Origin of the sequence: Streptomyces sp. ITFR-6 (genome assembly GCF_031844725.1) — a bacterium.
GTDB lineage: Bacteria > Actinomycetota > Actinomycetes > Streptomycetales > Streptomycetaceae > Streptomyces.
On record NZ_CP134612.1, the window covers coordinates 5,233,427 to 5,258,670 of the forward strand.

Sequence of the window (25,244 nt, forward strand, 5' to 3'; positions counted from 1 at the left end):
TTCGAAAAGGTCGAGACAGGAGCAACGCAAGTGATGCACTATTCCCTTCGTCCAGAGAAACCAAGGGGAGGGTAAAATGAGAGCAACGAGACGAAGAATCGCCGTGGCTATCTCTGCTGCTACAGTGCTGCTTGGAGGCGTAACGGCTTCGAGCACAGCTCAGGCGGCCACCGGTGCGGAATCTGTTGCTGTGACGTCGTCGAACTCCGGCGACATCACATCGTCGGCAGAGGGGCGGAGAGCGCTCACGGAGTTCGCCTCCAGCGTCAGCGGCGACGCGCCACAGCTTGCGGTTCGGAGTGCAGCGGATCTGGCAACGGACTACCGAGTCCTGCAAGTCAACATGACTCAGATCCGTTCGCAGATCGCCCCAGGGGTTAAGTGCGTGGACGCTGAAGGCGACACGTATGTGCAAGACCTGCTCGTTGCCCCGCGAACCGTAGAGAACATCCGCTACGAGGTCAGCGCCGACATTCTTCAAGACCCCAACTACAACCCAAACGTGGCGGAAAGTCGATGTAAGGCTGACGTGTTCTGGGACGAAACAGCCCCGGAGGACGTCAACGACGATCCAGATGTGGCTGCCCGAGTCGCACCGTACACGCAGAAGTACGCGAGTGACTGCTTCTCCCGCAAGGCGCAGTACAAGTCATTCCTCGGCGATAACGTGTACTTCTCGTACAACGACTCCTGCTGGTCGGACTACGTGACGAAGTACGACGGCAACTCGACCTGGAATTATTACAGCGTCAAGGCGCCCTCCTCATGCCATAAGAACACAGCCACGTTTCTTACGTCCTGCGGTCACGGTGTAGAGCGGAATGCCGCCAAGGGCCCGGCTGTGAAGTGGGATGACTGGGCTCCTGCCGCTGACTCTAACGGCTCGTGCAGGGACAAGAGTATCTCCGTGTCGGTCGGCCCTCTGTCCGTTGGCGGCAGTTACACCCACTGCGAGACTCAGAAGATCCACAAGTATGCCCAGAACGGCCAGATGAGCTCTTACTGGGCCGGCAAGGAGGAGGGCACCCGTGCCACTCAGCACCAGGTGTCGGTGAAGGTCGCTCAGAACGCAGGGCGCCCCCGGTGGACCCACTGGATCAACTCTGATGCCTGCCTGCCCTGCACCAAGTAGTAGCGGATGAGGTGCTTCGCTCCCGACGGGTGCACCGGCCTTTGCGTGCAGTGAGACCGTGGCCTGAAGAGTTCACCTCATCGATCGAGTGACGAGAAGCGCTGACGCCGCGCCAATGGGGCGGCGCCAGCGCATTCAAGCGGAACGGGCCTTGAGCGAAAAGGGGTTGAGGCCCTTGCCGAATAGGTGCCCGTTCTTCCCATTGTTGCTGGGCCTCCGCCTACCGTTGGAGGGCACGCTGAGCGTGATTCGTCAAGCCGCGCGACAGGTCGGCGCCAGCGTCGCTGTGACCATAAAGCCCCGGCCGACGGGACAGGATCGCTACCGGGTCACGCTGCCCATCGGCGACCGCCCCGTTGCGCGCATGGTGGCCGGATCACGCTCACGGACGAAGCGGACAGCGGGTGGTCATTGAAGCCGTAGTCCCTGCACGGTGAAGGCGCCCCGCTCCTCCCGAGCGGGGCGCCTTTGTGCCCGGGCCGGTCAGGAGCCGGGAGCGCCTCCGCCGCCGGCGCGGACCATCACTTCAAGCAGGCCGGACGGTCAACGTGTATGCGGAAGGGCCTCACGAAAGAAGTTCGTAAGGCCCTTCCGCCGATACCGGTCCGCGCGGCGGGAGTACCGTTCCTAGTGGACGCTAGAAATGGAGACCAGCATGCCACGTTGGAGTGAGTACACCACCGGCGAGCGCATCAAGATCCTGCGGGGAAAGACCATCCGGCAGTCGGATCTCGCGGAAATGACCGGCCTGTCGCTTCCCACGATCCAGGGGGCGGAGCAGGACAAGCGGCTCACCCTGCCGACGCTCATGAAGATCGCCGCAGCGCTGCGCGTCGACACGTCCGTCATTCTCGGGCAGCAGGGGCCGCGCCGAGCGATGGAGCACGGGGACCGCACCACGATGCGCCAACTGTCTTGCGCCGTGCACGACTCGGCTGTCGGGCTGCTACCCCTGGGCGTCAACGCGCCGAGCGCAGACGAGCTTCGACAGACCACGAAACGGTGCTGGGACCTCTACTGGAAGGGCAACTATGTTGAGGCTGGCGCGGTCGCGGCGCTGCTCCTCGCCGAAGCCAGCGCCCACGTGCACGTGCAACCTGCTAGCGCGCAGTCCGAGGGGTGGGGCTTCGTCGCGGACGCCTACCGTCTCGCCGCGTATGTAGCGAACCTCATGGGGTCACGCGATCTGGCGTACGCAGCCATCGGCCATGCGCAGCAAATGGCGGACCGTGCGGGGGACGGCATGCGGGCCGCCCTGGTGGCGTCGGGCCGGTCGTGGATCTACCTGCGGGACGCGCGGCTGGAGGAGGCGCTCGCCCTGGCGGAGAAGTCTGCTGTGGACATCGAGCCCATGTTCTCGAAGGCGACCGTGGACCAGCTGGTGGCGTATGGAAGCCACGTGAACTTTGCGGCCGTCGTCGCCTCGCGTATGGGCGACAAGGAGCGGGCGGCCGACTACTTGTCGCAGTCCCACGCAACAGGCGCCCGTATGGGTGCCGAGCACCGAGCTTATGGGACCGTCTTCGGTCCGGTGTCGGCGACGACGCAGGCGGTCGGTGTGAACGTCGCGCTGGGGCAGACCGGGAAGGCACTGACACTCATCGACTCGATCAAGGATGTGTCGACGCTCTCTGGAGCGGCCCGGAACCGGTACGCGATGGACAAGGCCATGGCGCAGGCGGATGCGAAGATGTTCGATGCGTCGCTCGACACCCTGGAGGAGGCCCTTGTCGCTGCTCCAGACTGGGCGCGCCATCAGGCCCTGCCGTCCGTGATTGTTCAGAAGGTTGGTCTGGCCAATACGGCGCGGCTACGCCGGGTGTTGAAGCTGATCGGCGCCTCCCCGGCCGGAACTGGCAGTTTCCTGCCCGCCACTGCTAAAACCGCGTTGTAACTCGTACGCCACGTACGAGTATTGACGCTTACTCATATGCCACTCATACGCCTGGTGCGACTCCCGGTCTGACCAATCGGCAGAGTCGTACGGGGCGTTTCTTCCGGTCGCCCCCCGTTAGCGGGACGGTTCTCGCATGAACCGGACCCCACAGCAACGGGCTCGCCGCGCAGTTCTGGCCGAGGCAGCGAGCGGCGGACTCCGCGAGGGACTTCCTGCTCGCATCTCTCGTGTCCGTGTCGTGCTGTACGACTGCCAGCCGGCGCCCGCGGATGGGCAGCCCCTGGCTTCGCACCGCGTATTCGCTGAGGCGCGAGACTGGACGATCGTCGCCGAACTCGTTGACACGGCACCGCCCGGAACGCCCGCCATGACGTGGCCGCTCTGGCCGCGCATCGCCGAACTGTTCGAGACGGGCCAGGCTGACGGCATCGTCACCTCCGCATGGGAACCCACCGACGACGACGTCCTGTCGTGGCTGCTGGAGCGCCACGCCTTCGCTGCGTGCATCGGCACAACGGCTGTCGCCCGAGGCCCCGGACAACCTGACGGAAGCCGTCGGCCGTGAGCAATGCTGCCGCGCCGAGCGGCCTTGAGTGGGCTTCGCCCCTGCCGGAAGAAGACGTCTCCGGTGACCGGCACTGCTTGAGCGTGCTGGCCAGCCCGAGCTGTTTCGGGTTCCTCGCGTTCGTTGGCTCGTTGATCGCCGCCTGCGCCTGGCACGACCTCGCCATATGAGGTCTCGGAGCCACCTCGTTCAAAGCTGATTTGCCCATCAAGGACAGACGTCCGGGAGCTGACGATGCCGAGCACACACGCGAGAGATAACGAAGCCGCCGGCCTCGTTCCGACACGCCCCCGGGCGGCTGATGCGAGTACTGCGCCGAAAGCAGCGGCGTTATCGACTCGTGCCGAGCGGATGCTCGCCTCCGGACACTGGCTGTTGTCGGCCGCTCCGGTAAGTGCGCAGGCGAAGGCGGAATGGGAGGAGAGCGGGGCGGCCTGGCTGCGGCCGAGCTTCCTGTTCGCGGCCGTCATCGTCCCGGCCGGTGTCGTCCACGCGGCTGTCGGTCTCGACGGCCCGGAGGCGTGCAGGGCGCCCCTCGCTGAAGCGCTGGAGTACGGACCGCTGTTCTACAGTCCGGACGACTTCTCCAACGAGGGGTCGTACACCGCGCTGGTGCCGGGCCGCGTCGCCAGGCTGCGGCCGATCCCCGGCGTCGTGATGCACCCGCAGCGCGCCTTGCTCCTGGTCCCCGCGCCCGGCGTCACCGCGCCGGACGACAGCGGGCCTTGGTGGGTCTCGCCGCTCGACGGTCCCGGTCTGCTGTGCCCCCCGGAGCGCGTCGCCGCCCTGGTCGCGATGGGCCGGGGCTTCCTCGCCGCGGAGGAGCCCCAGGATGCTTGAGACTGCCACCCGTACCCCGGCCGCCCTCGCGGTGCCGACTCCTTCGGGGGCGGTCGGCCGACGTGCTTCCCGGCATATCAGGATTGGTTCGCTCGTCATGGTCGAGACCGGAACGGGCACGCTGCCCGCCTACACGGAGACACTGCCGAGGATTCCCGAATCCGCACGCGCCGCGCGCCGCCTGGTGCACCTGGCGCTGAACGTGTGGGGCCTGAACGGGTTGCAAGACGCCGCCGAGGTTGTCATCAGCGAGCTGCTGACGAACGCGGTCCTGCACGCGCGTCGGGAGTCAGTCCGGGTGACTGTGACCCGGCTGAGCCACGAGCGGGCACGGGTCGCCGTGGTGGACATGTCGAAGAAGCAGCCCGATCTCCGGCCGGCTGGATCGGAAGAGGAGTCGGGCCGGGGCCTGGCGATCGTGGACGCGCTGAGCGGCGGACGCTGGGGCGTCGAGTCGTTGACGTGGGGGAAGCGCGTGTGGGCCGAACTTGGCCCTAGGGAGGGTGAGCCCGGTGAATGAGCGCACTCGTCAGATCCTGTACGTGGTGCTCCTCGCCTCGCTGCTCAGTGCCCTGATCCTCGGAATCAAGGACGGATAGTCGCCTCGTGGACCGAGAGTGGACTACTGGCCTGTGCTGGCGCTGCGAGGCGCCCGACGTTCCCGTCCTGTGGCTTGGACCCGCACAGAGCCTGGAGAGCGGGGATGCCCCGTACTACTGCTGCTTGTCGTGCATCCGCCGAATCGAAGCCCTGATCCGCGCCCATAACCGGGCCTGATTACCCGTCGCGCTCCCTCTGTCCTCATCCGGTGCAGGGCGAGCGGACGACCGAGCATCCGCGGGGCGCGTGGCGCCTTGGGCCAAGGCGGTTCCCGTTTTTGCCGCCTGCCTCATGCCCTCCACCCCGGAGCGGGTGCAACACCCCATCCCAAAAGGAGAGTTGGCTGGTGACACTCACGACGAGCGAGAACACGGCGGTGAGCGCGGCGCTGCTGCACACCGCGAGCCAGCGGGCCATCGCCCGCTCAGTCGAAGAACTGTGGCCGGACAAGGAGATCGTCCTCGGCCCGCAGTGCCCGAGCATCACGTCGTACGTCTGCCGGGTCACGGTGGACCACGAGGAGTTATTCGCCAAGTACTCCTGGCTGGGGCTGTCGCTGGTGTCGATCCTGCGGGGCGCCGGGGGGACGTGGCAGGAGGTCCAGGACGCTCAACTCGCCTACGTCCAGAGCCCCGACCTGCTGACGGTCCGGGAGGCGCAGAATCTGGATTCGCTGCGCAGGATAGGGCGCCCTCGGGTGTGTGAGACGGCCGGCCTGCATGGTGGGGTTCTCCTTACCCGGATCGCGGATGGGACGTCCCTGGCTGACGAGATGGCCGCACGTCCGTGGGAGACGGGTTCTCTCCTCGACGCGGTCCTCCTCAGCCTCGGCGACCTGCACAGCCCGGCCCGTGCCGAGCACCTGCGAGGAACTGCACAGATCAGTGAGCGGTCCGTCGTCGGCGTCTTCCGCAGGAAGTTCAACGGCCTGAGCACGACGGCCTATCTGCGGGCGCTCGGCCAGGACAGCGGGCTCCCGGAGCGCGAGCGCCAGGAGGTCGTGGAGCTGGTGCAGGGGACGGTGTCGAGGCTGCTCCGGATGGGCTCTGCGGTCTCATCCCGCCGGGGCACCGTGGTGTTCGGGGATCTCAAGCCGGAGCACGTCTTCATCGACGGCGCCCGGCTCACCTTCATCGACCCCGCGATGCAGCGGGCGGCCGGACCGCAGCCGGACATCGCGAAGCTCACCGGCCGGACGCTCCTGCTCGCAATCGGGCATCCGGAACCGCAGTCCGGACGACAGATCATGCAGGGCGTCGCCTCGACGCTCGCCCGGCACGTCGCGTCGTTGCCCGAGCAGAAGCGAGCGGCCCGGCTCCGTGAGGTCCTGGTCCTGTGGCTCATGGACACCGTGAGCATCCTGAGCACCTGCCTCAGCGCTCCGCCGGGGCTTCCCCTGGCTCCTCATCAGCAGACCCTCATCGCACGGGCCCGTACGGTGGCCGGCCTCGTGGACCGGGTGAGCGCGCTCCTCGTGGGGTCGATGGCTGGCCCCAGGCTCCTGGACGCCGTCTTTTCCGAAGTGGAGCACAACACCAAGGGTGCCCGGTGAGCGGCTCGGCGGTGGGGATCGTCGGGGCGGGTGCCGTCGGGCAGACCGTCGCCGCGAGCCTGGTCGCCGCCGCGCTGCCCGGACGGCTCCTCGTGGTGTCCCGGCGACCGGATCAGGTTCACGGCCTTACCGCCGACCTCCAAGACCTCGCGGTCTCCGCCCGGTCGGGCACTATGGTCGAGGCCGGGGAGGTCGCTGACCTCCACGGCTGCGATGCGGTGGTCGTCGCCCTCCGTACCGACTTCAAGAACACCGCCGCGCGGGACATCCGACGCGGCGGCGCGGTGGCGAACACCCCCGCGCTCGGCGCCCTCGCCCGGGAGCTGCACGGGTTCGGCGGAACCGTCCTCGTCGTGACGAACCCCGTGGACCTGATGGCCCGGGTCTTCGCCGAGGCGTCCGGCTGCACCCGGGTCTTCGGGATCGGTTCGAACCTCGACTCCGCCCGGTACCGAATCCTGCTGGCCCGGTATGCCCAGGTACCCCCGGATGCCGTGCACGGCCATGTGATCGGCGAGCACGGCGACCGGGCCGTGGTGTGCGCGTCGACGACCACCGTCGCCAGCCGCCCGGTCGACGTCCCGGTGCGCACCGTCGTGGAAGAGCTCCAACGGCGACCGGCCCTGATCCGGACCGGCATCGGCCGGACCCGCTGCGGCCCTGCCGGTGCCGTGCTGTCCGCGCTCCGCATGACTCTCGGCCTGGCCGACGGCATCGAGGAGCTGTCCGTGCCGTACGGGGATGTCTGGCTCGGACTCCCCCTGCGCTTCAACGGCGGCCAGGCCGTACCGTGCCTGCCCCCGCTGACCCGTTCCGAGCGCCTGCGTCTGGACTCTGCGGCCAGCAGTCTCCGTGACGCCTACACCGCGATAGTCGGACACGCCCCCTGGCCGCAGCCTTCTGCCCTCACGAGGAGTCGCAGTGAATGAGTGGACCCGCGAAGGGCCCATGACCGAGCCCGCATACACCTTGGCCGACCCGCAGAGCGGTCGGACCTTGGTGAACTACCACCTGCGCGAACTGGGTATCGGCGAGACACAGTTCGTCAGAATCGGCGATGACGGGCTGCGCTACGGCCGAAGTGAGAAGCCTGCGGATATCGGGGTGTGCCGCGCGTACGTGCTCACCGAGGCTGCCTGGCCCCAGGGAGCTGAGCTGTGCGTCATCGTGGATTGGTCGCCGGACGCCGCGCTGCGCCGTGACGCGGCAACGGGCAAGGTGCCGGCCGGGGCCGAGGACCACTGGCGTGAGCGGATCACCGCGACCGCTCAAGCTCTGGAGTCCCTCGGCTACGTCGTGGAACCGAGCCGGTTCCGCTGCTCGCCCCGGTTCCACTTCACCGCCGAACTGCTCGTGTACCGGATGACCAGCGGTGTGCTGCCGAGGAGGGCACCGGCAGACTCCGACTGGGCACTGACGAAACCCGTCCCGCCGCACTACCAGAGACACGGCTGGACGTGGCAGGAGCAGGCGCCGGAGGATCTCGTTCGCGACGCCCTGGGTGAAGCCGGGCTCCACCCGAACCGGCAGGACCAGAGGTCACCGCACGGCCAGGTCGGCGTTCGCCGCATCACCCAGACGGTGTGGCCGCCCGAGGCCGACCGCTGCGCCTTGGTTACCTGGTGGCCTGCCGTCGGAGCCGAGAACCACTGGACCGAGATCCACGAACACCTTCAACGGGTCCTGGGCCAGGCCGGCCTTGTCGTGCGCTCCCGTGCACGCCCCTGGAATCCGGAAGAGGAGACAGCCGAATTCCTCGTCTACCGCGTTGCCTCATCACCCTGACAGTCACGCCGGCACAGAGCCAGACCGCGTGGCATCGCCTCTATGCACCTGCCCCTACCGAAAGGATCTCCGCATGATCAGCGCTACCCGACTTGAGGCCGCCGCGGCGGCCGTAACCGTGCTCAGCAACCGACCGGAGGTCACTGGCTGGGCCCTGCGTTACTTCGGCCCGTGGTGGAACGCCGCGCCGGTGGACGCCACCGCCGTGTGTGCCGGATCCGTGGTGATCGCAGACGTCAAACAGGACGCCTACGAGAAGATCACCCGCCTCGTCCATGACGGCCGGTCCGTGGAGCCCGTGGACTACGCGAAGCACGCGCTGCTGGTGGCGCGTGACGGCGAGGACATCATCGCGACGTCGCCGGAGGAAGGGATCGCGTACCGCAGCACACCGTCCGCCAGTCGTCTCGTTCTCGCCGGGATCGATCCGCAGCCGCTCGCCCTGGCCGCCGCCCGCATCGCGCGGGAGGCGATCCGCGGGCAGCTCCTCCGCGACGGGTGGGCCGTGCTGCACTCCTCCGCTGTTCTGCGGCCGGGGGACGGAGCGACCATCCTCACCTTCGGTGACAAGGGGGCCGGGAAGACCACCACGGCGCTGCTGCTCGCCTCGCACGGCTGGCAGCTCCTCGCCAACGACCGGGTGTTGGTGAGGCCGACCGGTGAGCGGGGCGTCGAGGTCGTGCCGTGGCCGTCCGCTGCCGCGCTCGGCCTGGGCCTGCTCCACTCGCTCGGCTGGGACGTCCGGGCACGGGAGCACCTGCGGGACGGGGGGAGCTTCCACCCGACTCAGCACGAGTCGGTGACCGAGGCGCTGCTCGCCGGCGACCGCACGCCGCTGTGGGAGACCGCGAAGAGGGAGCGCAAGGTCCAGGTGTTCCCGGACCAGTTCCCGGGCCTGTTCGACGTTCCGCTGGCCACCGGCGGCAGGGCGGCGGCACTCCTGTTCCCCCAGATCGATGCCGATGTGGCGCCGGACGTCGTCGACGGCACCCGCACGCTGGGCGAGGCCGACTTCATGTCCGGACAAACAGAAGACCGGTATCCGGACGTCTTTGGGCAGGCCCAGGGCGTGAATGGCGGCGGCCGGGAGAGCGCCCGCGCCGAGGTGGCGGCCCGGCTCGCGGAGCTGCCGCACCGCGCGGTTCGGCTCAGCCACGACATCACGGCGAGCGCCGCGGTGCTGTGGAAGGTCGCGGACGCGATCTGACCCTGGGCTCCTGTGTCCCGGGTGCTGTCGCCGAGCGGCTGCTGACATAGAAGAGGTGGAGCACCGCGTCGGCCTTGGTGCCCGTGGCGGTGTCGCACCCGGCGTGGCGTGGAGGCCTGAGTGACCAGTTTTAGACACTCAGGCCTTTCGCGTGAACCACCGCAAATGGTCCGTGCGCCCACGGGCGCACGGGTGCGAAGCGGAACGAGAAGGGACGGGGGCGAACGGGCCGGAACGGGTGACGCGGCCCAGGTCAGGGACGAAATGCCTGTTCAGCGGCCTGCCCGGGTCCGGTTCGAGTCCGGTTCCGGGCACCACCGCGATCTCATCCCTGGGGAGCCGGCCGGCGGCAATCCGTTCGAGGAATTCCGGCGTCGGGCGAGAATTCCGGCATCGGGGCGAGCGAGCGGCCGTCGTCGACCGCAGGGCGTCACCGTTCATGGCCAACACCCGTACGGACCTACTTCGGCGGCGCGGCGGCCAGCCTCCCGGCGGCTCCGGGACGGCAGTGGATGATCATGGCCTTCCGGTCCGTTGCCACGAGCGGGACGCGCGTGCGCGATCACATCGCCGCTGGAGGATGCCCGCATGTTCCGTCCGCTGCGCGCAGCGATCTCCTCGGCACCGGGTTCGGCGGACGACGACGACACCACCGCTATCCGCACGCCCGCCACCCGCGATGTCGTCCTGGCGACCTTGGTGACGACGGCCGTCGTGGTCGTCCTCGGTCTGCTGACCGGGACCGCAGTGCTCCTTCTCGGTCTGCTGGTGTTCCTGCCGGCCTTCGCCTCCGCTCTGTGCGGCCCGGGTCAGACGGCGCTGGTCTCCGGCTGGGTGAGCCTCGTCGTCGTCACGCCGGTGGTCTTCCAGCCCGGGGAACGGATCCTCGACCGGGTGATCCTGGCGCTGTTCGCCGTCGGCTTCGGCACGCTCGCCGTCTTCGGCGCCCGGGTGCGCGTCACGCGTGAGGGCGCCCTGGTGCGGCTGCGGTCGACCGCGGCGGCGATGCAGCGGCAGATCCTGCGGCCGTTGCCGCTGCTCACCGACGACGTGCTGGTGGACGGCGTGTACGAGCCCTTGCAGGAGGACAAGCTCGTCGGGGGCGACATCTACGACGTGGCGGCCACTCCCTGGGGCACCCGGGTCCTGATCGGCGATGTCCAGGGGAAGGGGCTGGCCGCCATCGGGATGGCCATCGACGTGGTGGGGGCGTTCCGGGAGGCCGCGCACCGGGAGCCGACGGTGACCGCGCTGGTCGACGCGCTGGAGGCGGCGGTGGTCCGGCACAACGACTACGCCGCACAGCGCGATGAGCCCGAACGGTTCGTCACCGCGCTCGTGCTGGGGGTGGACGCGGGCACCGGCACCCAGCTCGTCGGGTGCGGCCACATCCCGCCCTACCTGCTGCACGAGGGCGGCGTGACCGTCGTCGGCGCGGGGGACGAGCACGTACCGCTGGGCCTGGCGGGTCTGGTCGACGAACCGCGCACGGTGGCGTGGTTCGCCTTCCCCGCCGGGGCCACGCTGCTGCTGTGCACCGACGGTCTGACCGAAGCCCGTTCGCGCGAAGGTGCCTTCTATCCGCTGGAGGAGCGTCTCGGCGGCCACGTCGACGTCACCGCGGGCCGGCTGATCGGTTCGCTCGTCGACGACATGCGGGACTTCACCGCCGGGGTGCAGCAGGACGACCTGGCGGTCCTCGCGGTACGCCGGGCGCCGCACGGGGCGGGGTAGGGCCCGCGCCGGGCACGGCAGGGGTCCGCCGCCGGGCCGTCAGTCGACGCGATCGGTGGCGAACAGTTCCAGGTGCGAGCAGGCGGGGCAGCGGTAGGCCTCGATCCGCCGAGTCGGCTTGCCGGCCTTCTTCGCGCCGCCCAGCAGGCCGATTTGGAGGGGGCCGGCGATCCACCGCGCGTATCCGCGGGCCCCCTGGCCGGATTCCTCGACGAAGCCGGTCTCAAGCCCCGTCGCATCGCACTGGGTGCACCGCATGTTGTCCATCGGGGGAGTGTGGTGAGCGGCCGACGGCGTGGACAGCGCATCCCAGGGCGAAGCCGTAGACGGACACCAGGCCGTGGCCGTTGGACTGGGCGAACCAGACCGCCAGGCCCAGCAGCGGTACGCCGGCCGCCAGCAGGATCTCCTTCAAGTGCTCCCGGCCGGTGCTGTGTTCGGCGCCGGGGGCAGTGCCGCGATCGCTGCCGCGGCCGGTACGCGGGGTGCGCAGGACGCGCAGGAGGAGCGCCGCGGACAGGGTCGCGGCGAGGAAGTACGTGGCGCCGGAGCTTCCGGCGAAGTTGCGGGGGTCGGTGCTGTGGCCGCTCTCGCCGAACAGGGTGTCGACGTACCCGGGCAGCAGGATGCCGGCGAGGAACAGGCCCAGCGTGAGGGGCGTGCCCCAGAACCAGTCGGCCAGGGCGGCGATGACGGCGAGGGTGGCGATGTTCCAGGCCCCGCCGAGCAGGCCGCCGTTCTGCATGAACGCCGAGGTGACGATCCGCCACCAGCCGGACCTGGCCGGGTCGCTGTCGAACGCGTCCATCGCGCCGGACCAGCAGAGCTGGGTGATCACCCCGGCGACGGCGAGCGAGGTGAGCCCCACCGCCGCCCACGGGACGCGGCGTCCCCGCAGGGTGCCCTGGCCCAGCAGGGTCGGTCCGCCGTTGAGCATCAACATCATCAGTGCCGCCGTGGTCACGTTGAACAGCAGTCCGCCCATCGTCACCACCCCCTTCAAACGCTGTTTGATTCCCGTCGGTGATGACAGTAGACGCGTCTCCGGCAGTTTTCAAACGATGTTCGAAAGTCGGCTACAGTGGGTTCCATGAAGCTGAGTACCGACCGGATCATCGACGCGGGCATGGCGGTGTTCGCCGAAGCCGGCTACCACGGGCTGTCCATGCGGCAGGTGGCGAAGCGGCTCGACGCGCACGCCGGCAGCATGTACTACCACGTGCCCAACAAGAGCGCCCTGCTCCAGCTGATGGCCGACCGGCTGGCTCAGCAGGCGTACGACGCGGGCACCGCCGCCCTGGCCGCACTGCCCGAAGGGGCCGGCTGGCCGGAGCGGGTCGAGGCCCAGGCCGTCTCGCTCCGGCAGAGCCTGCTGAGGCATCCCGGCGGCGCGGTCATGTTCGCGGACAGCCCCAAGGTGCTCAGCACCGGGGCGCTCTCCCTCATGGAGCGGCTGCTGTGGACGCTCGGGGACGCCGGTGTGCGGGACGAGCACCTGGGCGTCGCCGGTGACGCGGTGCTCAGTCACATCACCGGGTACGTCCTCCAGGAGCAGGGCGAGCCGCCCGCCATCGAGGTCGGCCCCGAGGATGTCGTCGAACTCCACCGGCGTTTCCCGCTGACCGTGGCGGCGGCGGGCGGGGACCAGGACGAGAAGTTCGTCCGCAGCGTGCGGCTGCTCTGCGCCGGGATCGGGGCGCTGGACGGGCCGGGGCCGGAGGCGGCCACCCGATCCGCCCGGTCACCCTCCGATGATCATGGCTGACGCACTGTGGGCATCGGGTCGGGGCTGTGGAGAATGGACCTCCTCATACGGACGTACTGGGGGGTCACGTGAGCGTTCTGTCGATCGGCGGGTTAGCGCTGATAGTTGTCATCGTGCTGGCCTATTTCGTGCCTACGGTCGTCGCCTTCACCCGAGGGGTGTCGAACAGCGGCTCCGTGTTCGTGCTGAACCTGTTCCTCGGCTGGACCGTGGTGGGCTGGGTCGTGGCGCTGGCGATGGCTACGCGCAGCACCGAGCCGCGCACGCGGATGTGAGCCACCGCCCCCCGGTGAGTCCTGACCGGGGAATCCATGACCACGCGTCGTACGTACTCATCGGTGTGTGCGCCCCGGCCCGCCGCGGCCGGGGCGCGGTGCGCTACGGACCCGCCGGCCCGCAGCGCACCGCCACCCTGGCCGGTGGGCCGCGCGGTCGGCGGGGTCTCCCGTTATCCGTACATGCCGACCTGGTAGTCGCCGGCGGGCTGCTGGGTGATCACGTTCAGCCGGTTGAAGGCGTTGATCACGGCGATGACGCAGACCAGGGCGGCGCGCTCGGCGTCGGTGAAGACGGTGGCCTCCCGCCAGGCCGCGACCAGATGGAGGCGCACCGCGGTCTCCCCGGCGTGCGCCGCCTCCTTGGTGTGCATGTCGAGGCAGCCGGCGCAGCCGTTGATCTGGCTGGCACGGAGCTTGACCAGCTCCTGCGTGGCGAGCGGCAGCGTCGACTCCGCGAGCACGCTGCCTGCCGCGATGATGTGTTTGAGGGCCTTGCCCGCGACCGGGCTTTCGAGGAGCTTCAAACGGGCGTTCATGGTGCACTCCCTTGCGGTTTCTGTTGCCTGTACCTCTCTGGCCGATCAGCCCGGCCCGATGTGACAGCAACGACTGTGACCTGCGTCTCACGGTCCGCGTATCCCGCTCGTCCTCGCGGTGCGGAGGCGGCACGCGGCGAGGGCGCCCACCCCGTCGGCCCGCGCGGGACAAGCGGTTGGCCCGGGATCACGCGCCTGGCAGATCTGGGCCCATGACCGCGACCGGCCACAAGCGAGATCTCCAGCTGTATCTGCAGGACGCCCGCGACACCTTCCTGTGGAAGCTCGAAGGGGCCCGCGAGTACGACATCCGGCGCCCCCTGACCCCCACCGGCACCAACCTGCTGGGGCTGGTCAAGCACGTGACCGGGGCCGAGGCGTTCTACTTCGGTGCCGCCTTCGGCAGGCCGGTCGAGGCGCCGGAGCTCTGGATCGCGGGTGACGCCGAGCCGAACGCCGATCTGTGGGCCACGGCCGACGAATCGCGTGCGGAGATCGTCGAGGGGTACCGCCGGGTGTGGGCCCACTCGGACGCGACGATCGACTCGCTGGAGCTGGACGCCGTCGGCCGGCTCCCCGGGGAAGCGGGAACCGAGCTGACGCTCCACCGAATCCTCGTCCACATGGTCGCCGAGACCCAGCGGCACGCCGGGCACGCCGACATCGTCCGGGAACTCGTCGACGGGACCACGGGCCTGCGCGCCGGGAACGACAACATGGCCTCCGGTGACGCGGCGTGGTGGGCCGACCACCGGGTCCGTGTGATCAGCTGATCAGTGCGATCACGGAAAGATCCTCCCCTGGCACTAGGGAGTTTGTTTTGCCTACCCATTACTCTTGTCGCAAGGCCGCGCTGGGCGGCCATGGAGGAGTGAGATGAGGAGCAGCAACCCGGTCTTCTCGCGACGGGGCTTCAGCCGCGACAACGGTTACGCGAACGTCAACGCGGCGCCGCAGGCCGGGGCCCCGGTAGCGGGTGCCAATCCGTACGCCACCAACCCCTATGCCCAGCCGGACGCCCAGTACGGCGCCCCGCAGGCGCCCGCGCGTTCCGGTGCGATGACGATCGACGACGTCGTCACCCGTACGGCGCTGACGCTGGGCACGGTCGTGGCGGGTGCCGCCGCCGCCTGGGCCCTGCTCCCGGTCGACGAGGCGAACCTCACCAAGTCGTACGGCATCGCGATCGGCGCCGCGCTGATCGCCTTCGTGCTGTCGCTCGTCCAGTCGTTCAAGCGCACCCCGGTCCCCGCGCTGATCATCGCGTACGCGGCCTTCGAGGGCGTCTTCCTCGGGGTCATCTCCAGCGCGGTCAGCACGTACATCGGACCGGGCGTCGTGATGCAGGCGGTGATGGGCACCATGTGTGTCTTCGCCGGTGTGCTCTTCGCGTACAAGATGCGCTGGATCCGGGTCACCCGCCGGTTCTACGGCTTCGTGATGGCCGCAGCCATGGGCTTCATGCTCCTGATGGTGGTCAACCTGCTGTTCGCCGCCTTCGGTGGCGGTGACGGCCTCGGCTTCCGCAGCGGCGGCCTCGGCATCCTCTTCGGTGTCGTCGGCATCATCCTCGGCGCATGCTTCCTGGCCCTGGACTTCAAGCAGGTCGAGGACGGCGTCGCCTACGGCGCTCCGCGCGAGGAGTCCTGGCTGGCGGCCTTCGGCCTCACCATGACCCTGGTGTGGATCTACCTGGAGATGCTGCGCCTGCTCTCTATCCTGAGCGGCGACGACTAGACAGCCGCCGGACGGCACAGCGAACGAACGGCCCGCAGGCTCCTTCGCAGGGGCCTGCGGGCCGTTTCTGTGCCGTGTTCTGTTCCGTGGGGACGGGGGCTACAGGAGCTTGCGGGCTGCTCTTCGCAGGTCGTACTCGTGGATGAGCGCCTTCGCGTGTCCATAGGCGAGGTCGTGCTCGCCCCGCAGCCAGCTGACCTTCTCCTCGAAGCGGAGAGCGGGGCCGTCCTCGACGGTGCGGAGCCAGTCGGAGATCTCACGACCGGTGCACTGCGGGATTCTGGAGAGCAGATTGCGGTGGGTCTCTTCGGACAGGACTTGGGACATCGGCGCCTCCGACGCGTTGTGCGCGGTACTGGTCCTTCCCGACACCGTGCCTGAGCGTCGGCCCGTTGGCAACCATCGCGGCAGGGGCGCGTAGGGTCGCGGGGTGCTCGATACGACGCCCCTGATCATCGCCGTGGACCGATTCGCCGACCGGCTGCGCGCCGCCCCGCAGAGCAGACTGCGGCGGGGTGCGGCCGCCGAGGGACTGGCCCTGGCCAGGCAGCTGGCGGTGCGGGCCCAGCGCGTCGAGGCCCCGGACCGGGAGCCGAGGACCATGCCGGACGCGGGGATGTTCGCGGTCGGGGACCAACTCGCGGTCGCGGGCCGGGATCTGGCCGTGGCACTGGAAAAGGCCCCGTCGGCGGAGCTGGACGAGGCCGTGCGATACGTAGAGGAAGCGGCCGCCCGAGCGTTCGCCTAGGCGATACGCGAGCGGTGGGCCGCCGCAGCGGCCGGCGAGGGCCGCTGTGTCGGGGGCGTGGGGATCCGGACGACCGGTCGGCGGGCTAGAAGCTCGCGATGACGCGGTCGGCCAGTATGTACACGTTCTCCCGGCCGCACGAGAACGTCAGCGCGTACGCACCGGAGACACCGGAACCGCCCAGCAGCACCGGGTGCTCACCGTCCCGGAGCGATGTGGCCAGCCGCTCGGCCGTCTCGCGGTGGCCGGGGGTCATACAGAGCGTGGTGCCGTCGGCGAAGACGTACACGTCGAGCGTGCCGAGCGGGCCGGGGCGCACGTCGGAGAGTTCCGTACGGCTGTCGGCCAGCTCCTCCAGCCGGTTCACCGTGCGCTCGTGGTCGGTGACGACGGGTGTCTGCACCGGCACGAAGTCCGGGTGCGAGGGGTGGCGGCGACGGGCGGCGGCCAGCTCGGGGGAGTCCTCCGCGAACTCCGCGAACTCCGCGATCTCGGGGAGCTCGGTGATGTCGGCCAGTTCCGTCAGCTCCTCCAGCGCCTCCGTGGCGTCGAGGTCCATCGCTTCGAGGCCGGCGAAGTCCGCCTGGCGCGGCATGAAGAACGGGGTGTCCTCACCGACTCCGGCCAGACCGCCCAGCAGGGACGGGGCGTCGGCGGCGTCCCGCGCTTCCTGCGTGGCCCAGAAGGCCCGCGCCTCCGCGAGCTCCCGCTCCCGCTCCTCGGCCAGCGCCTCGGCCACCGCCGCGCGTATTTCCGAGGCAGGTGTGGCGTCGTTACGGCTCTGGGCCGGGACCGAGGCGGCGTGGGCGCGGCCGTCGGCCAGCTCCCTCCGAAGGGCCGATACCTGCTTACGCAGCCCGTGAGCGGCGTGCAGAGCGGCAGCGCCCACGGCCGTGGCGGCGGCGGTGGTCAGCAACAGGGCAAGAGGCATGGCGCTCACTGACTTACTCCCGGTTTCAATCGATCCCCCGACTTCCTACATCAGCTTGACCCGTACCGGCACCATGTGTCAGTGCATTACGTCACGAATTGGACAGGTCTTTGTGCCCGGGGTTTAACCCTGATGCTGGTGTGACCTGCGGGAATGGGTCTCCCCCAGGAGATAGGTCACATCCTGGGGGAGATTCGGTCACGGTGAGGGCTCGGAACCGGCCATCGCACCCGCTCCCGCCCTCCGCTCCAGCTCAGCTCAGCCGCTCGTGCTTGTGGTCGCGTTCGCTTCGCTTGCGCTGCGGGCAGGTGCCGCCCTCGTCCCTCGGGCGACCCCTACCCTCCGCTCCAGCTCAGCTCAGCCGCTCGATGACCATCGCCATGCCCTGGCCGCCGCCCACGCACATCGTTTCCAGGCCGAACTGCTTGTCGTGGAACTGGAGGCTGTTGATCAGCGTGCCGGTGATCCGGGCGCCGGTCATGCCGAAGGGGTGGCCGACGGCGATGGCGCCGCCGTTGACGTTGACCTTGTCCAGCGGCAGACCGAGGTCCCGGTAGGACGGGATCACCTGGGCGGCGAAGGCCTCGTTGATCTCGGCCAGGTCGATGTCGTCGACCGTCAGCCCGGCCCGCTTCAGCGCCTGCTTGCTCGCCTCGACCGGTCCGTATCCCATGATCTCGGGGGAGAGGCCGGAGACGCCGGTGGAGACGATCCGGGCCAGCGGGGTCAGGCCCAGCTCGCGCGCCTTCGTGTCGGACATGATCACGAGCGCCGCGGCACCGTCGTTCAGCGGGCAGCAGTTGCCCGCGGTGACCAGGCCGTCGGGGCGGAAGACCGGCTTCAGCCCCTGCACGCCCTCCAGGGTGACGCCCGCACGCGGACCGTCGTCCTTGGCGACCACCGTGCCGTCCGGCGTCGTCACCGGGGTGATCTCGCGCTCCCAGAAGCCGTTCTTGAGGGCTTCCTCCGCGAGGTTCTGCGAGCGGACGCCGAACTCGTCCATGTCCTGACGGGTGACGCCCTTGGTCCGGGCCAGGTTCTCCGCGGTCTGCCCCATCGAGATGTACGCGTCCGGCACCAGGCCGTCCTCGCGCGGGTCGTGCCAGCTCGCACCGGACTCCTCCGCGCGGGCCGCGGTGCGGGCCTCGGCGTCCGCGAAGAGCGGGTTGTGGGTGTCCGGCCAGCTGTCGGAGTTGCCCTTGGCGAACCGGGACACCATCTCGACGCCCGCCGAGATGAACACGTCGCCCTCACCGGCCTTGATGGCGTGCAGCGCCATCCGGCTGGTCTGCAGGGAGGAGGAGCAGTAGCGGGTGACCGTACAGCCGGGAACGTGGTCCATCCCCATCTGTACGGCGATGATGCGGCCCAGGTTGTTGCCCTGCTCGCCGCCGGGGAGGCCGCAGCCCAGCATCAGGTCGTCGATGTCCCTGGGATCCAGCTCCGGGACCTTGGCCAGTGCGGTCTGGATGATCGTGGCGGTCAGGTCGTCCGCCCGCAGGTCCTTCAGCGAACCCTTGAAGGCCCGGCCGATGGGGGAACGGGCAGCAGAGACGATCACGGCTTCGGGCATCACGCGGCTCCATGAGGGCTGGAAGGCTGTCTGGCTGGACTGCTCTGGAAGTTACCCGGACGTACTGCGGAGGTCACCCGCACCGGCGTGTGATGCGGGCCTCTTTTCTAAGCAACCGCTCAGTCAGCTGTCCGGGCAACCGCTCGGTCAGCCGGTGGCGGCCGTGCCGGTGTCGCTGCCCGGACGCCGGTCGACCCGGGTCGAGCCTCCCTGTTCCCCGTGTTCCTCCTTCAGCGGTGCTCCCGGCGAACGGTGCTGGTACCAGTGCGGATGAGGGTGCGGTTCCGTGGCCGCGGGCAGGCGCCGCCGCCTGCGGTGCTTGAGGAGAGCCCAGGGCGCCCGTGCCCCGGTGACCTCCGTACCGGCCTCCCTGGCCGCCTGGGAGGCCGCCTTGGCCACCGGCAGCATGTCCTCGCGCCGGGCGCCGTCCAGATGATCGGACTCCGGCCACAGCCCCAGCACCGCGCAGAGCGTCGGCAGGACCGCCATCGCCGCGGTCGCGTACCCCTCCGCGGAGGGGTGGTAGTTGTCCGGGCCGAACAGCTCCCGCGGGTTCGCCTCGAACTCCGGGCCCAGCAGGTCGCCCAGCGACACCGTCCGCCCGCCCTGCTCCACGGAGCCGATCGTCTGCGCCGCCGCCAGCTGTCTGCTCACCCGCCGGGCCAGCCACCGCAGCGGCTGGTAGACCGGCTCGATCGTGCCCAGGTCCGGGCAGGTGCCGACCACCACCTCCGCGCCCGCCGTCCGCAGCCTGCGTACCGCCGTGGTCAGGCAGCGCACCGACTGGGTCGCGGGCATCCGGTGCGTCACATCGTTGGCCCCGATCATGATCACGCAGACGTCCGGAGTCCCGGACGGGTCCGACAGCAGCAGCGAGACCTGCCGCTCCAGATCGTCCGACCTGGCCCCCGGCTGCGCGACATTGCGCAGATCCACCGGCCGCTCCGAGACCGCCGCCAGCCCGGAGGCCAGCAGCGCACCCGGCGTCTGCCCGGCCCGCCGCACACCCTGCCCGGCCGCCGTGGAATCCCCCAGCAGCCCCAGCCGCAGCGGGTCCGTCGGCCCGGCGAACGCCACCCCGTACCGCCCGTCCGCGCTCGGCGGGACCGGCGCGACCCCGCCGCCCACCAGCCGCTTCGCCAGCTGGACCTCCGCCAGCAGGACGCCTACCGCCGCGGCCCCCAGCAGCCCGACGCTGCCGCCACCGTAGGCCGCGCCCGCTGCGATCCGCCGTGCCACCCTTGCCCTCGACACAGTCCGGTCCACCTCCTCGTCGCCGTACGTGCCGTACCGCCGTACACAGAGCTAACTGCCCCCAAGAGGGCGTCCTTCAATCGCTTCGCCCAATCCGGTCCCCGTACGCATACTCTTGCCGCACCATCACGGAGACCCCGGAGTACACGGTGCAATTCCACGATTCGATGATCAGCCTCGTAGGCAACACCCCGCTGGTGAGGCTGCGCAGTGTGACGGCCGGCATCCAGGCGACGGTCCTGGCCAAGGTCGAGTACTTCAACCCCGGCGGCTCGGTCAAGGACCGGATCGCCCTTCGCATGATCGAGGCCGCCGAAGAGAGCGGCGCGCTCCGGCCCGGCGGCACGATCGTCGAGCCGACGAGCGGCAACACGGGCGTGGGCCTGGCGATCGTCGCGCAGCAGAAGGGCTACAAGTGCATCTTCGTCTGCCCGGACAAGGTGTCCACGGACAAGATCAACGTGCTGCGCGCCTACGGGGCCGAGGTCGTCGTCTGCCCGACGGCGGTCGACCCCGATCACCCGGACTCCTACTACAACGTCTCCGACCGGCTGGTCCGTGAGACGCCCGGAGCCTGGAAGCCCGACCAGTACTCCAACCCGAACAACCCGCGCTCCCACTACGAGACCACCGGTCCCGAACTGTGGGAGCAGACGGACGGGAAGATCACCCACTTCGTGGCGGGGGTCGGCACCGGCGGCACGATCAGCGGCACCGGCCGCTATCTGAAGGACGTCAGCGACGGCGCGGTCAAGATCATCGGCGCGGACCCGGAGGGCTCGGTCTACTCGGGCGGCTCGGGCCGGCCGTATCTGGTCGAGGGCGTCGGTGAGGACTTCTGGCCGACGGCCTACGACCGTACGGTCACCGACGAGATCGTCGCCGTGTCCGACAAGGACTCCTTCCAGATGACCCGCCGGCTCGCCAAGGAGGAGGGCCTGCTGGTCGGCGGCTCCTGTGGGATGGCGGTCGTGGGCGCCCTGGAGGTCGCGAAGCGGCTGGGCCCGCAGGACGTGGTCGTCGTCCTGCTCCCGGACAGCGGGCGCGGCTACCTGAGCAAGATCTTCAACGACGAGTGGATGGCGGACTACGGCTTCCTGGAGGACACCGGCCCCTCCGCACGCGTCGCGGACGTCCTCGACTACAAGGAGGGCCCGATCCCGACGCTCGTCCACATGCACCCGGAGGAGACCGTCGGTGAGGCGATCGACGTCCTGCGCGAGTACGGCGTCTCGCAGATGCCGATCGTGAAGCCGGGCGCCGGCCACCCGGACGTGATGGCCGCGGAGGTCATCGGCTCGGTGGTCGAGCGGGAGCTGCTGAACGCGCTCTTCGCCCAGCGCGCCTCGCTCTCCGACCCGCTGGAGAAGCACATGTCGCCGCCGCTGCCGCAGGTCGGTTCCGGCGAACCGGTCGAGGACCTGATGGCGGTGCTCGGCGGTGCGGGCGCGGCGGACGCGGCGATCGTGCTGGTCGAGGGCAAGCCCAAGGGCGTGGTCAGCAGGCAGGACCTGCTGGCGTTCCTCGCCAAGGACGCGGCGGCGGTCACCAAGCCGTAGGACGGACCGGACCGGGGGCTTCGCGAAAACGGTACGAGCGCGACACGTACCCGCAGCACCGGCTTAACACGGGTCGGGCAGATTGATGGGTGTCGGCAGGGAAACCCGCCGGCACCGATACGGCGACACGGACTACGGAGCGGCTCCCGGACCTCCACTGTCGTCAGGATGCGATACCGGCCCTGACCCGGACCGCGTCCCTCGCGGGGACCGCCGTCGTCCCGCCCTCCGGGAAACCGGGGGTGCGGCGGTCCCCGCGATACTCCTCGTCACGGCGCCGCCGTCAGCAGCGCGAGGCGCTCCGCCGACTCCGTACCCGGCTCCGGGGTGTAGACCACCAGGCACTGATCGGGATCCCCGGGCACACCGAGCGTCTCGTACGGGAGCGTGAGCAGACCGGCTGCCGTGGCTGATCCGCTTGACGCCGTACGCGTTCGCCTTCACCTGGTGATCCGCCCACAGCCGGCGGAAGTCCTCGTTCTTCACCGACAACTCGCCGACCAGCGCCGCCAGTCGCTTGTCGTGCGGGTGCAGGCCCGCGTCCAGGCGCAGATGGGCGACCGTCTCCGCCGCCACGGCCGCCCAGTCCGGATAGAGCTCCGGGGAGGCCGGGTCGAGGAACACCTGACGCGGGACGTTGCGCACACCGGGGGAGAGCCGCGAGAAGCCGAGGAGCGCGTCGGCCGCCCCGTTCCACGCCAGTACGTCCATCCGGCGGCCCAGGACGAACGCCGGTGCCCCGCCCAGGGTGTCCAGCAGCAACCGCAGCCCCGGGCGCACCCGTTGGGCGGCCGGGGCCGCCGTGCGCGGCTTGGGGCGGGCCACCGTGCGCAGATGCGCGTGCTCCGTCTCGTCCAGCCCGAGCACCCGGCCCACGCGTCCAGCACGGCGTCCGAGACGCTCGGGCCGCGCCCCTGCTCCAGCCGGATGTAGTAGTCCACGCTCACCCCCGCGAGCTGCGCCACCTCCTCGCGCCGCAGACCCGGAACGCGCCTGCGGCCGTAGGAGTTCAGCCCGACGTCACCGGGCTGTATGCGGGCACGTCGTGAGCGGAGGAAGTCTCCGAGGTCGCCGTCCAAGCCGCGATCGTAGAAGACCCGGCCGCGTCCCAGCCTGGTACTGCCGGACCCAGGAAAGACGCATCCCTGGGTAGCGGCGGCCCGCGGCGGAAGAGTCGGTGCTCGGCCGGGGAAACGCCCCGGCCCACAGCACCAGGGAGTACGGACATGTCGTACGGGACACTCACGGGCCGCACCGCCGCCGAAGGCCGCACCGCCGACCTGGTCAACATCTCCTCGATCGGCGCGCACGTCACGTTCCCCAACTACGCGGTGTACGGGGCGACAAAGGCCGCGCTCAGCTATCTCTCGGCCTCACTGCGCACCGAACTGGGCCCGCGCGACGTCCGGGTCACCAACATCGAGCCCGGCCTCACCGACTCCGAACTGGCCGGGCACGTCGACAACGCGGAGCTCAGCGGCCAGCTCGACGGCATGTTCGACGAGCTCGGCGGGCTGTCGAGCGAGGAGATCGCCGACCTGATCGCCTACACGACCAGCCGGGCACGCCACATCAACCTGCGCCGGCTGGTGGTGCTGCCGACCCGTCAGGCGTGAGGAGTGTCCGCCGCTCAGCCCTCCCAGTCGGACCCCTGCCGCTCGTCGTTCCGACGCCGGAAGAGCCGTCCGCCGCGAGAGGCCTGGAAGGCGTTGACGCCGACGATCCCGAGCCAGGCCACGACCAGCCCCTGGAAGCCCGCGTTCACCACACCGATGGCGGACAGCGGGACAGCCAGGACCAGCGAGACGACCGCGAAACCGTACTGCTCACCGAAATGCCCGAGGGGCCGCTCCGGCGAGCGCGCCCCCCTGACCTGCTGCTCCGCGAGATGGCGCCTCACCCGGCGGTCGAGCGTGCCGTCGAGCCGCTGCTCGACCTTCTCCAGAAACGACTCGACGAGCGCGGACTCGTACTCGGGGCCCAGCTCGCTGCGGGCCTGAAGGGTAGCGTTGAGCTCCTTCTTGAGCTCCGTGCCGGATGCGTCCATCCTCCTACGTTACGAAGCCGCCTCGGCCGGGTCAGTGGGGCTAGCCCCCCGGTTTGCGGGGGGCGTGCCACCGCGAACGCGGCCATGGCCGCGTCGCCCCGGCGTCTGCATATGGACATGCAGACGCCTTGCTGGCTGAATGGATTCCTCGGCGCCGGACCGCGGCGCGAAGGATCCAGCGAGGGGACAGGATGAGCAGGAGCAGCCCGGCCGCGAGGTTGCAGCAGCTGTTCGAGGGGCGCAGGCTCACCCCCACCCAGCGGCGCATCGCGCACTCGATGGTGCGCAGGGCCGGTGACGCCCCGTTCCTGTCCAGCGTCGAGCTCGCCGAACTCGCCGGGGTCAGCCAGCCCTCCGTCACCCGGTTCGCGGTGGCGCTCGGCTTCGACGGCTACCCCGCGCTGCGCAGGCATCTGCGCGAGGTCTCCCCGGCCGGGCCCTCGGCGGGGGACGGGGAGGACACGTACAACGAGTACCAGCAGGCGGTGCTCGGCGAGATCGAGAACCTGCGCCACCTAGCGGAGCTGCTCGCGGACCCGGGCCCGGTCGAACGGGCCGGCCGGCTGCTCGCCGGCTCGCGTCCGCTGCCCGTGCTCGGGCTGCGCGCCGCCTCCTCGCAGGCCCGGGGCTTCGGGTACTTCGCCGCCAAGGTCCACCCCGATGTCCGGGTGCTCGACGAGGGCGGCAGCATGCTGCACGACCGGATCGACGCCGCTCGGCGGGCCGGGGCCACCGCGCTGATCTGCTTCGCGCTGCCGCGCCATCCCCGGGAGGTCGTGGACGCCCTCGCGTACGCCAGGGAACAGGGGCTGACGGTGGTCTCGGTCGCGGACTCCGCGTTCGCCCCGGTGGCCGCGCACAGCGATCTGCTGATCCCGGCCGCCGTCGGGACCGGGCTCGCCTTCGACACGGCGTGCGCGCCGATGCTGCTCGGGCGGGTGCTGCTGGAGTCCATGTGCGACGCCCTGCCGGACGCGCAGGCGCGGCTGGAGGAGTTCGACGCGAGGGCGGCGGCGCGGGGCCTGTTCATCGAGTGACCCGGGGGGTGCGCCTGCCCCCCGGTGGGTGGGGGGCAGGCGCACCCCGCGGCCGGCCGGGTCCTCAGACCTCCAGCTCGGCTTCGATCTTCTTCAGCTTGTGCCGGGCCATGGCCAGGTTGGCACGGCCGGAGTCCAGCACCAGGTAGAGGAACGGGCCCTTGCTGCCACGGGTCCTGAGCAGCCGGATCAGGTGGTACTGGGTGCCCAGGGTGATCAGGCTGTCCTCGATCTCGTCCTGGATGCCCAGCTGTTCCATGGTGCGGAGCTTCGCGCGTACGACGTCGGTGTTGCCGGCCGCCGCGACCTCCAGGTTGAACTCCTTGCCGCCGCCGAGGGTGCCCAGCGCCATGCCGCTCGTGTAGTCGACGAGGGCGATACCGAGGGTGCCCTCGATGTTCGTCATCGCTTCCTTCAGTGACGCTTCGGTGTTCGCCATGAGTGCTCGATTCCTTTCCCTGACCGGC

At 69.9% G+C, this 25,244-nt stretch carries 27 protein-coding genes and 2 pseudogenes; 19 read left to right on the top strand and 10 right to left on the bottom strand.

The features are described 5' to 3' along the window. The first annotated feature begins 103 nt into the window (after positions 1-103). The 11 genes from RLT59_RS23965 to RLT59_RS24015 all read left to right on the top strand — a co-directional run bounded on the left by RLT59_RS23965 (position 104) and on the right by RLT59_RS24015 (position 11,312). The gene (locus RLT59_RS23965) at positions 104-1,132 is read left to right on the top strand and encodes a hypothetical protein (RefSeq protein WP_311305309.1); all 1,029 of its coding nucleotides are present in this window, start codon (positions 104-106) and stop codon (positions 1,130-1,132) included. Between the two features lie 643 nt (positions 1,133-1,775). Further along, the gene (locus RLT59_RS23970) at positions 1,776-3,026 is read left to right on the top strand and encodes a helix-turn-helix domain-containing protein (RefSeq protein ID WP_311305310.1); all 1,251 of its coding nucleotides are present in this window, start codon (positions 1,776-1,778) and stop codon (positions 3,024-3,026) included. Positions 3,027-3,267: 241 nt separating this feature from the next. Then, positions 3,268-3,594, top strand: a complete 327-nt coding sequence (locus RLT59_RS23975) for a hypothetical protein (RefSeq protein ID WP_311305311.1) — start codon at positions 3,268-3,270, stop codon at positions 3,592-3,594. After that, the gene (locus RLT59_RS23980; RefSeq protein ID WP_311305312.1) at positions 3,591-3,764 is read left to right on the top strand and encodes a hypothetical protein; all 174 of its coding nucleotides are present in this window, start codon (positions 3,591-3,593) and stop codon (positions 3,762-3,764) included. Before RLT59_RS23975 ends, RLT59_RS23980 begins: the two co-directional genes overlap by 4 nt. 181 nt (positions 3,765-3,945) lie before the next feature. Continuing rightward, positions 3,946-4,434 carry a hypothetical protein gene (locus RLT59_RS23985; protein ID WP_311305313.1) on the top strand — a complete coding sequence of 163 codons (489 nt, stop codon included), beginning with the start codon at positions 3,946-3,948 and terminating at the stop codon, positions 4,432-4,434. Continuing rightward, entirely contained in the window at positions 4,427-4,954 is a 528-nt protein-coding gene (locus RLT59_RS23990; RefSeq protein ID WP_311305314.1) for an ATP-binding protein, read from the top strand. Before RLT59_RS23985 ends, RLT59_RS23990 begins: the two co-directional genes overlap by 8 nt. Positions 4,955-5,380: 426 nt before the next feature. Continuing rightward, positions 5,381-6,586 (top strand): hypothetical protein, encoded by a 1,206-nt coding sequence (locus tag RLT59_RS23995; RefSeq protein ID WP_311305315.1) that lies wholly within the window; start codon positions 5,381-5,383, stop codon positions 6,584-6,586. Then, positions 6,583-7,515 (top strand): lactate/malate family dehydrogenase, encoded by a 933-nt coding sequence (locus tag RLT59_RS24000; protein ID WP_311305316.1) that lies wholly within the window; start codon positions 6,583-6,585, stop codon positions 7,513-7,515. Before RLT59_RS23995 ends, RLT59_RS24000 begins: the two co-directional genes overlap by 4 nt. 19 nt (positions 7,516-7,534) lie before the next feature. Then, positions 7,535-8,371 carry a hypothetical protein gene (locus RLT59_RS24005; protein ID WP_311305317.1) on the top strand — a complete coding sequence of 279 codons (837 nt, stop codon included), beginning with the start codon at positions 7,535-7,537 and terminating at the stop codon, positions 8,369-8,371. Between the two features lie 73 nt (positions 8,372-8,444). Further along, entirely contained in the window at positions 8,445-9,578 is a 1,134-nt protein-coding gene (locus RLT59_RS24010; RefSeq protein WP_311305318.1) for a phosphoenolpyruvate carboxykinase (ATP), read from the top strand. Between the two features lie 588 nt (positions 9,579-10,166). Then, the gene (locus RLT59_RS24015; protein WP_311305319.1) at positions 10,167-11,312 is read left to right on the top strand and encodes a PP2C family protein-serine/threonine phosphatase; all 1,146 of its coding nucleotides are present in this window, start codon (positions 10,167-10,169) and stop codon (positions 11,310-11,312) included. A gap of 39 nt (positions 11,313-11,351) precedes the next feature. On the opposite strand, the gene RLT59_RS24020 is transcribed toward RLT59_RS24015, so the two are convergent. Together RLT59_RS24020 and RLT59_RS24025 are read right to left on the bottom strand one after the other, a co-directional pair. Next, the gene (locus tag RLT59_RS24020) at positions 11,352-11,579 is read right to left on the bottom strand and encodes a hypothetical protein (protein ID WP_311305320.1); all 228 of its coding nucleotides are present in this window, start codon (positions 11,577-11,579) and stop codon (positions 11,352-11,354) included. After that, complete coding sequence (locus RLT59_RS24025) at positions 11,536-12,297, bottom strand: hypothetical protein (RefSeq protein ID WP_311305321.1); 762 nt, start codon at positions 12,295-12,297, stop codon at positions 11,536-11,538. The genes RLT59_RS24020 and RLT59_RS24025 overlap by 44 nt, the downstream gene beginning before the upstream one ends. Before the next feature lie 105 nt (positions 12,298-12,402). Between RLT59_RS24025 and RLT59_RS24030 the strand changes: the two genes are divergently transcribed. Together RLT59_RS24030 and RLT59_RS24035 are read left to right on the top strand one after the other, a co-directional pair. Next, the gene (locus RLT59_RS24030) at positions 12,403-13,077 is read left to right on the top strand and encodes a TetR/AcrR family transcriptional regulator (protein ID WP_311305322.1); all 675 of its coding nucleotides are present in this window, start codon (positions 12,403-12,405) and stop codon (positions 13,075-13,077) included. Between the two features lie 68 nt (positions 13,078-13,145). Continuing rightward, positions 13,146-13,352, top strand: coding sequence for a superinfection immunity protein (locus RLT59_RS24035; RefSeq protein ID WP_311305323.1), 207 nt, complete (start codon positions 13,146-13,148; stop codon positions 13,350-13,352). A gap of 173 nt (positions 13,353-13,525) precedes the next feature. Here RLT59_RS24035 and RLT59_RS24040 read toward each other — a convergent pair whose 3' ends face one another. Beyond that, positions 13,526-13,891, bottom strand: a complete 366-nt coding sequence (locus RLT59_RS24040) for a carboxymuconolactone decarboxylase family protein (RefSeq protein ID WP_311305324.1) — start codon at positions 13,889-13,891, stop codon at positions 13,526-13,528. A gap of 212 nt (positions 13,892-14,103) precedes the next feature. Between RLT59_RS24040 and RLT59_RS24045 the strand changes: the two genes are divergently transcribed. Further along, positions 14,104-14,664 (top strand): DinB family protein, encoded by a 561-nt coding sequence (locus RLT59_RS24045; RefSeq protein ID WP_311305325.1) that lies wholly within the window; start codon positions 14,104-14,106, stop codon positions 14,662-14,664. Positions 14,665-14,767: 103 nt separating this feature from the next. Next, the gene (locus RLT59_RS24050) at positions 14,768-15,628 is read left to right on the top strand and encodes a Bax inhibitor-1/YccA family protein (RefSeq protein ID WP_311305326.1); all 861 of its coding nucleotides are present in this window, start codon (positions 14,768-14,770) and stop codon (positions 15,626-15,628) included. Between the two features lie 99 nt (positions 15,629-15,727). Here the strand turns inward: RLT59_RS24050 and RLT59_RS24055 are convergent, their stop codons facing one another. Further along, the gene (locus RLT59_RS24055; RefSeq protein WP_073738497.1) at positions 15,728-15,955 is read right to left on the bottom strand and encodes a DUF4287 domain-containing protein; all 228 of its coding nucleotides are present in this window, start codon (positions 15,953-15,955) and stop codon (positions 15,728-15,730) included. Between the two features lie 103 nt (positions 15,956-16,058). Between RLT59_RS24055 and RLT59_RS24060 the strand changes: the two genes are divergently transcribed. After that, the gene (locus RLT59_RS24060) at positions 16,059-16,376 is read left to right on the top strand and encodes a hypothetical protein (protein ID WP_311305327.1); all 318 of its coding nucleotides are present in this window, start codon (positions 16,059-16,061) and stop codon (positions 16,374-16,376) included. Positions 16,377-16,461: 85 nt separating this feature from the next. Here RLT59_RS24060 and RLT59_RS24065 read toward each other — a convergent pair whose 3' ends face one another. From RLT59_RS24065 to RLT59_RS24075, 3 genes are all read right to left on the bottom strand, one after another. After that, the gene (locus RLT59_RS24065; protein ID WP_311307831.1) at positions 16,462-17,307 is read right to left on the bottom strand and encodes a hypothetical protein; all 846 of its coding nucleotides are present in this window, start codon (positions 17,305-17,307) and stop codon (positions 16,462-16,464) included. Positions 17,308-17,659: 352 nt separating this feature from the next. Continuing rightward, positions 17,660-18,880, bottom strand: coding sequence for an acetyl-CoA C-acetyltransferase (locus RLT59_RS24070; protein WP_311305328.1), 1,221 nt, complete (start codon positions 18,878-18,880; stop codon positions 17,660-17,662). Positions 18,881-19,027: 147 nt separating this feature from the next. Continuing rightward, positions 19,028-20,119 (bottom strand): SGNH/GDSL hydrolase family protein, encoded by a 1,092-nt coding sequence (locus RLT59_RS24075; RefSeq protein WP_311307832.1) that lies wholly within the window; start codon positions 20,117-20,119, stop codon positions 19,028-19,030. Positions 20,120-20,283: 164 nt separating this feature from the next. Between RLT59_RS24075 and RLT59_RS24080 the strand changes: the two genes are divergently transcribed. Next, the gene (locus RLT59_RS24080; RefSeq protein WP_311305329.1) at positions 20,284-21,693 is read left to right on the top strand and encodes a cystathionine beta-synthase; all 1,410 of its coding nucleotides are present in this window, start codon (positions 20,284-20,286) and stop codon (positions 21,691-21,693) included. A 269-nt stretch (positions 21,694-21,962) separates the two neighbouring features. On the opposite strand, the pseudogene RLT59_RS24085 reads toward RLT59_RS24080, so the two are convergent. After that, positions 21,963-22,772, bottom strand: a pseudogene (locus RLT59_RS24085) (helix-turn-helix transcriptional regulator). Positions 22,773-22,949: 177 nt separating this feature from the next. Here RLT59_RS24085 and RLT59_RS24090 point away from each other — a divergent pair. Further along, positions 22,950-23,309, top strand: a pseudogene (locus RLT59_RS24090) (SDR family oxidoreductase); the annotation flags it as partial. Positions 23,310-23,323: 14 nt separating this feature from the next. On the opposite strand, the gene RLT59_RS24095 reads toward RLT59_RS24090, so the two are convergent. Beyond that, positions 23,324-23,740 (bottom strand): hypothetical protein, encoded by a 417-nt coding sequence (locus RLT59_RS24095; RefSeq protein WP_311305330.1) that lies wholly within the window; start codon positions 23,738-23,740, stop codon positions 23,324-23,326. 191 nt (positions 23,741-23,931) lie between these two features. Between RLT59_RS24095 and RLT59_RS24100 the strand changes: the two genes are divergently transcribed. Further along, positions 23,932-24,777, top strand: a complete 846-nt coding sequence (locus tag RLT59_RS24100) for a MurR/RpiR family transcriptional regulator (protein WP_311305331.1) — start codon at positions 23,932-23,934, stop codon at positions 24,775-24,777. 64 nt (positions 24,778-24,841) lie between these two features. Here RLT59_RS24100 and RLT59_RS24105 read toward each other — a convergent pair whose 3' ends face one another. Next, on the bottom strand, positions 24,842-25,216 hold the full coding sequence (locus RLT59_RS24105; RefSeq protein WP_311305332.1) for a hypothetical protein: 375 nt from the start codon (positions 25,214-25,216) through the stop codon (positions 24,842-24,844). Positions 25,217-25,244 lie beyond the last annotated feature (28 nt).

Coding starts and splice junctions, on each gene's coding strand:
- RLT59_RS24005 (WP_311305317.1), top strand. CDS start 7,535: ATGACCGAGCCCGCATACACCTTGGCCGACCCGCAGAGCGGTCGGACC.
- RLT59_RS24095 (WP_311305330.1), bottom strand. CDS start 23,740: ATGGACGCATCCGGCACGGAGCTCAAGAAGGAGCTCAACGCTACCCTT.
- RLT59_RS24055 (WP_073738497.1), bottom strand. CDS start 15,955: ATGTCCCAAGTCCTGTCCGAAGAGACCCACCGCAATCTGCTCTCCAGA.
- RLT59_RS23990 (WP_311305314.1), top strand. CDS start 4,427: ATGCTTGAGACTGCCACCCGTACCCCGGCCGCCCTCGCGGTGCCGACT.
- RLT59_RS24015 (WP_311305319.1), top strand. CDS start 10,167: ATGTTCCGTCCGCTGCGCGCAGCGATCTCCTCGGCACCGGGTTCGGCG.
- RLT59_RS24040 (WP_311305324.1), bottom strand. CDS start 13,891: ATGAACGCCCGTTTGAAGCTCCTCGAAAGCCCGGTCGCGGGCAAGGCC.
- RLT59_RS24025 (WP_311305321.1), bottom strand. CDS start 12,297: ATGGGCGGACTGCTGTTCAACGTGACCACGGCGGCACTGATGATGTTG.
- RLT59_RS24010 (WP_311305318.1), top strand. CDS start 8,445: ATGATCAGCGCTACCCGACTTGAGGCCGCCGCGGCGGCCGTAACCGTG.
- RLT59_RS24100 (WP_311305331.1), top strand. CDS start 23,932: ATGAGCAGGAGCAGCCCGGCCGCGAGGTTGCAGCAGCTGTTCGAGGGG.
- RLT59_RS24105 (WP_311305332.1), bottom strand. CDS start 25,216: ATGGCGAACACCGAAGCGTCACTGAAGGAAGCGATGACGAACATCGAG.
- RLT59_RS24065 (WP_311307831.1), bottom strand. CDS start 17,307: ATGCCTCTTGCCCTGTTGCTGACCACCGCCGCCGCCACGGCCGTGGGC.
- RLT59_RS23985 (WP_311305313.1), top strand. CDS start 3,946: ATGCTCGCCTCCGGACACTGGCTGTTGTCGGCCGCTCCGGTAAGTGCG.
- RLT59_RS24070 (WP_311305328.1), bottom strand. CDS start 18,880: ATGCCCGAAGCCGTGATCGTCTCTGCTGCCCGTTCCCCCATCGGCCGG.
- RLT59_RS24020 (WP_311305320.1), bottom strand. CDS start 11,579: ATGGACAACATGCGGTGCACCCAGTGCGATGCGACGGGGCTTGAGACC.
- RLT59_RS24050 (WP_311305326.1), top strand. CDS start 14,768: ATGAGGAGCAGCAACCCGGTCTTCTCGCGACGGGGCTTCAGCCGCGAC.
- RLT59_RS23970 (WP_311305310.1), top strand. CDS start 1,776: ATGGAGACCAGCATGCCACGTTGGAGTGAGTACACCACCGGCGAGCGC.
- RLT59_RS24030 (WP_311305322.1), top strand. CDS start 12,403: ATGAAGCTGAGTACCGACCGGATCATCGACGCGGGCATGGCGGTGTTC.
- RLT59_RS24045 (WP_311305325.1), top strand. CDS start 14,104: ATGACCGCGACCGGCCACAAGCGAGATCTCCAGCTGTATCTGCAGGAC.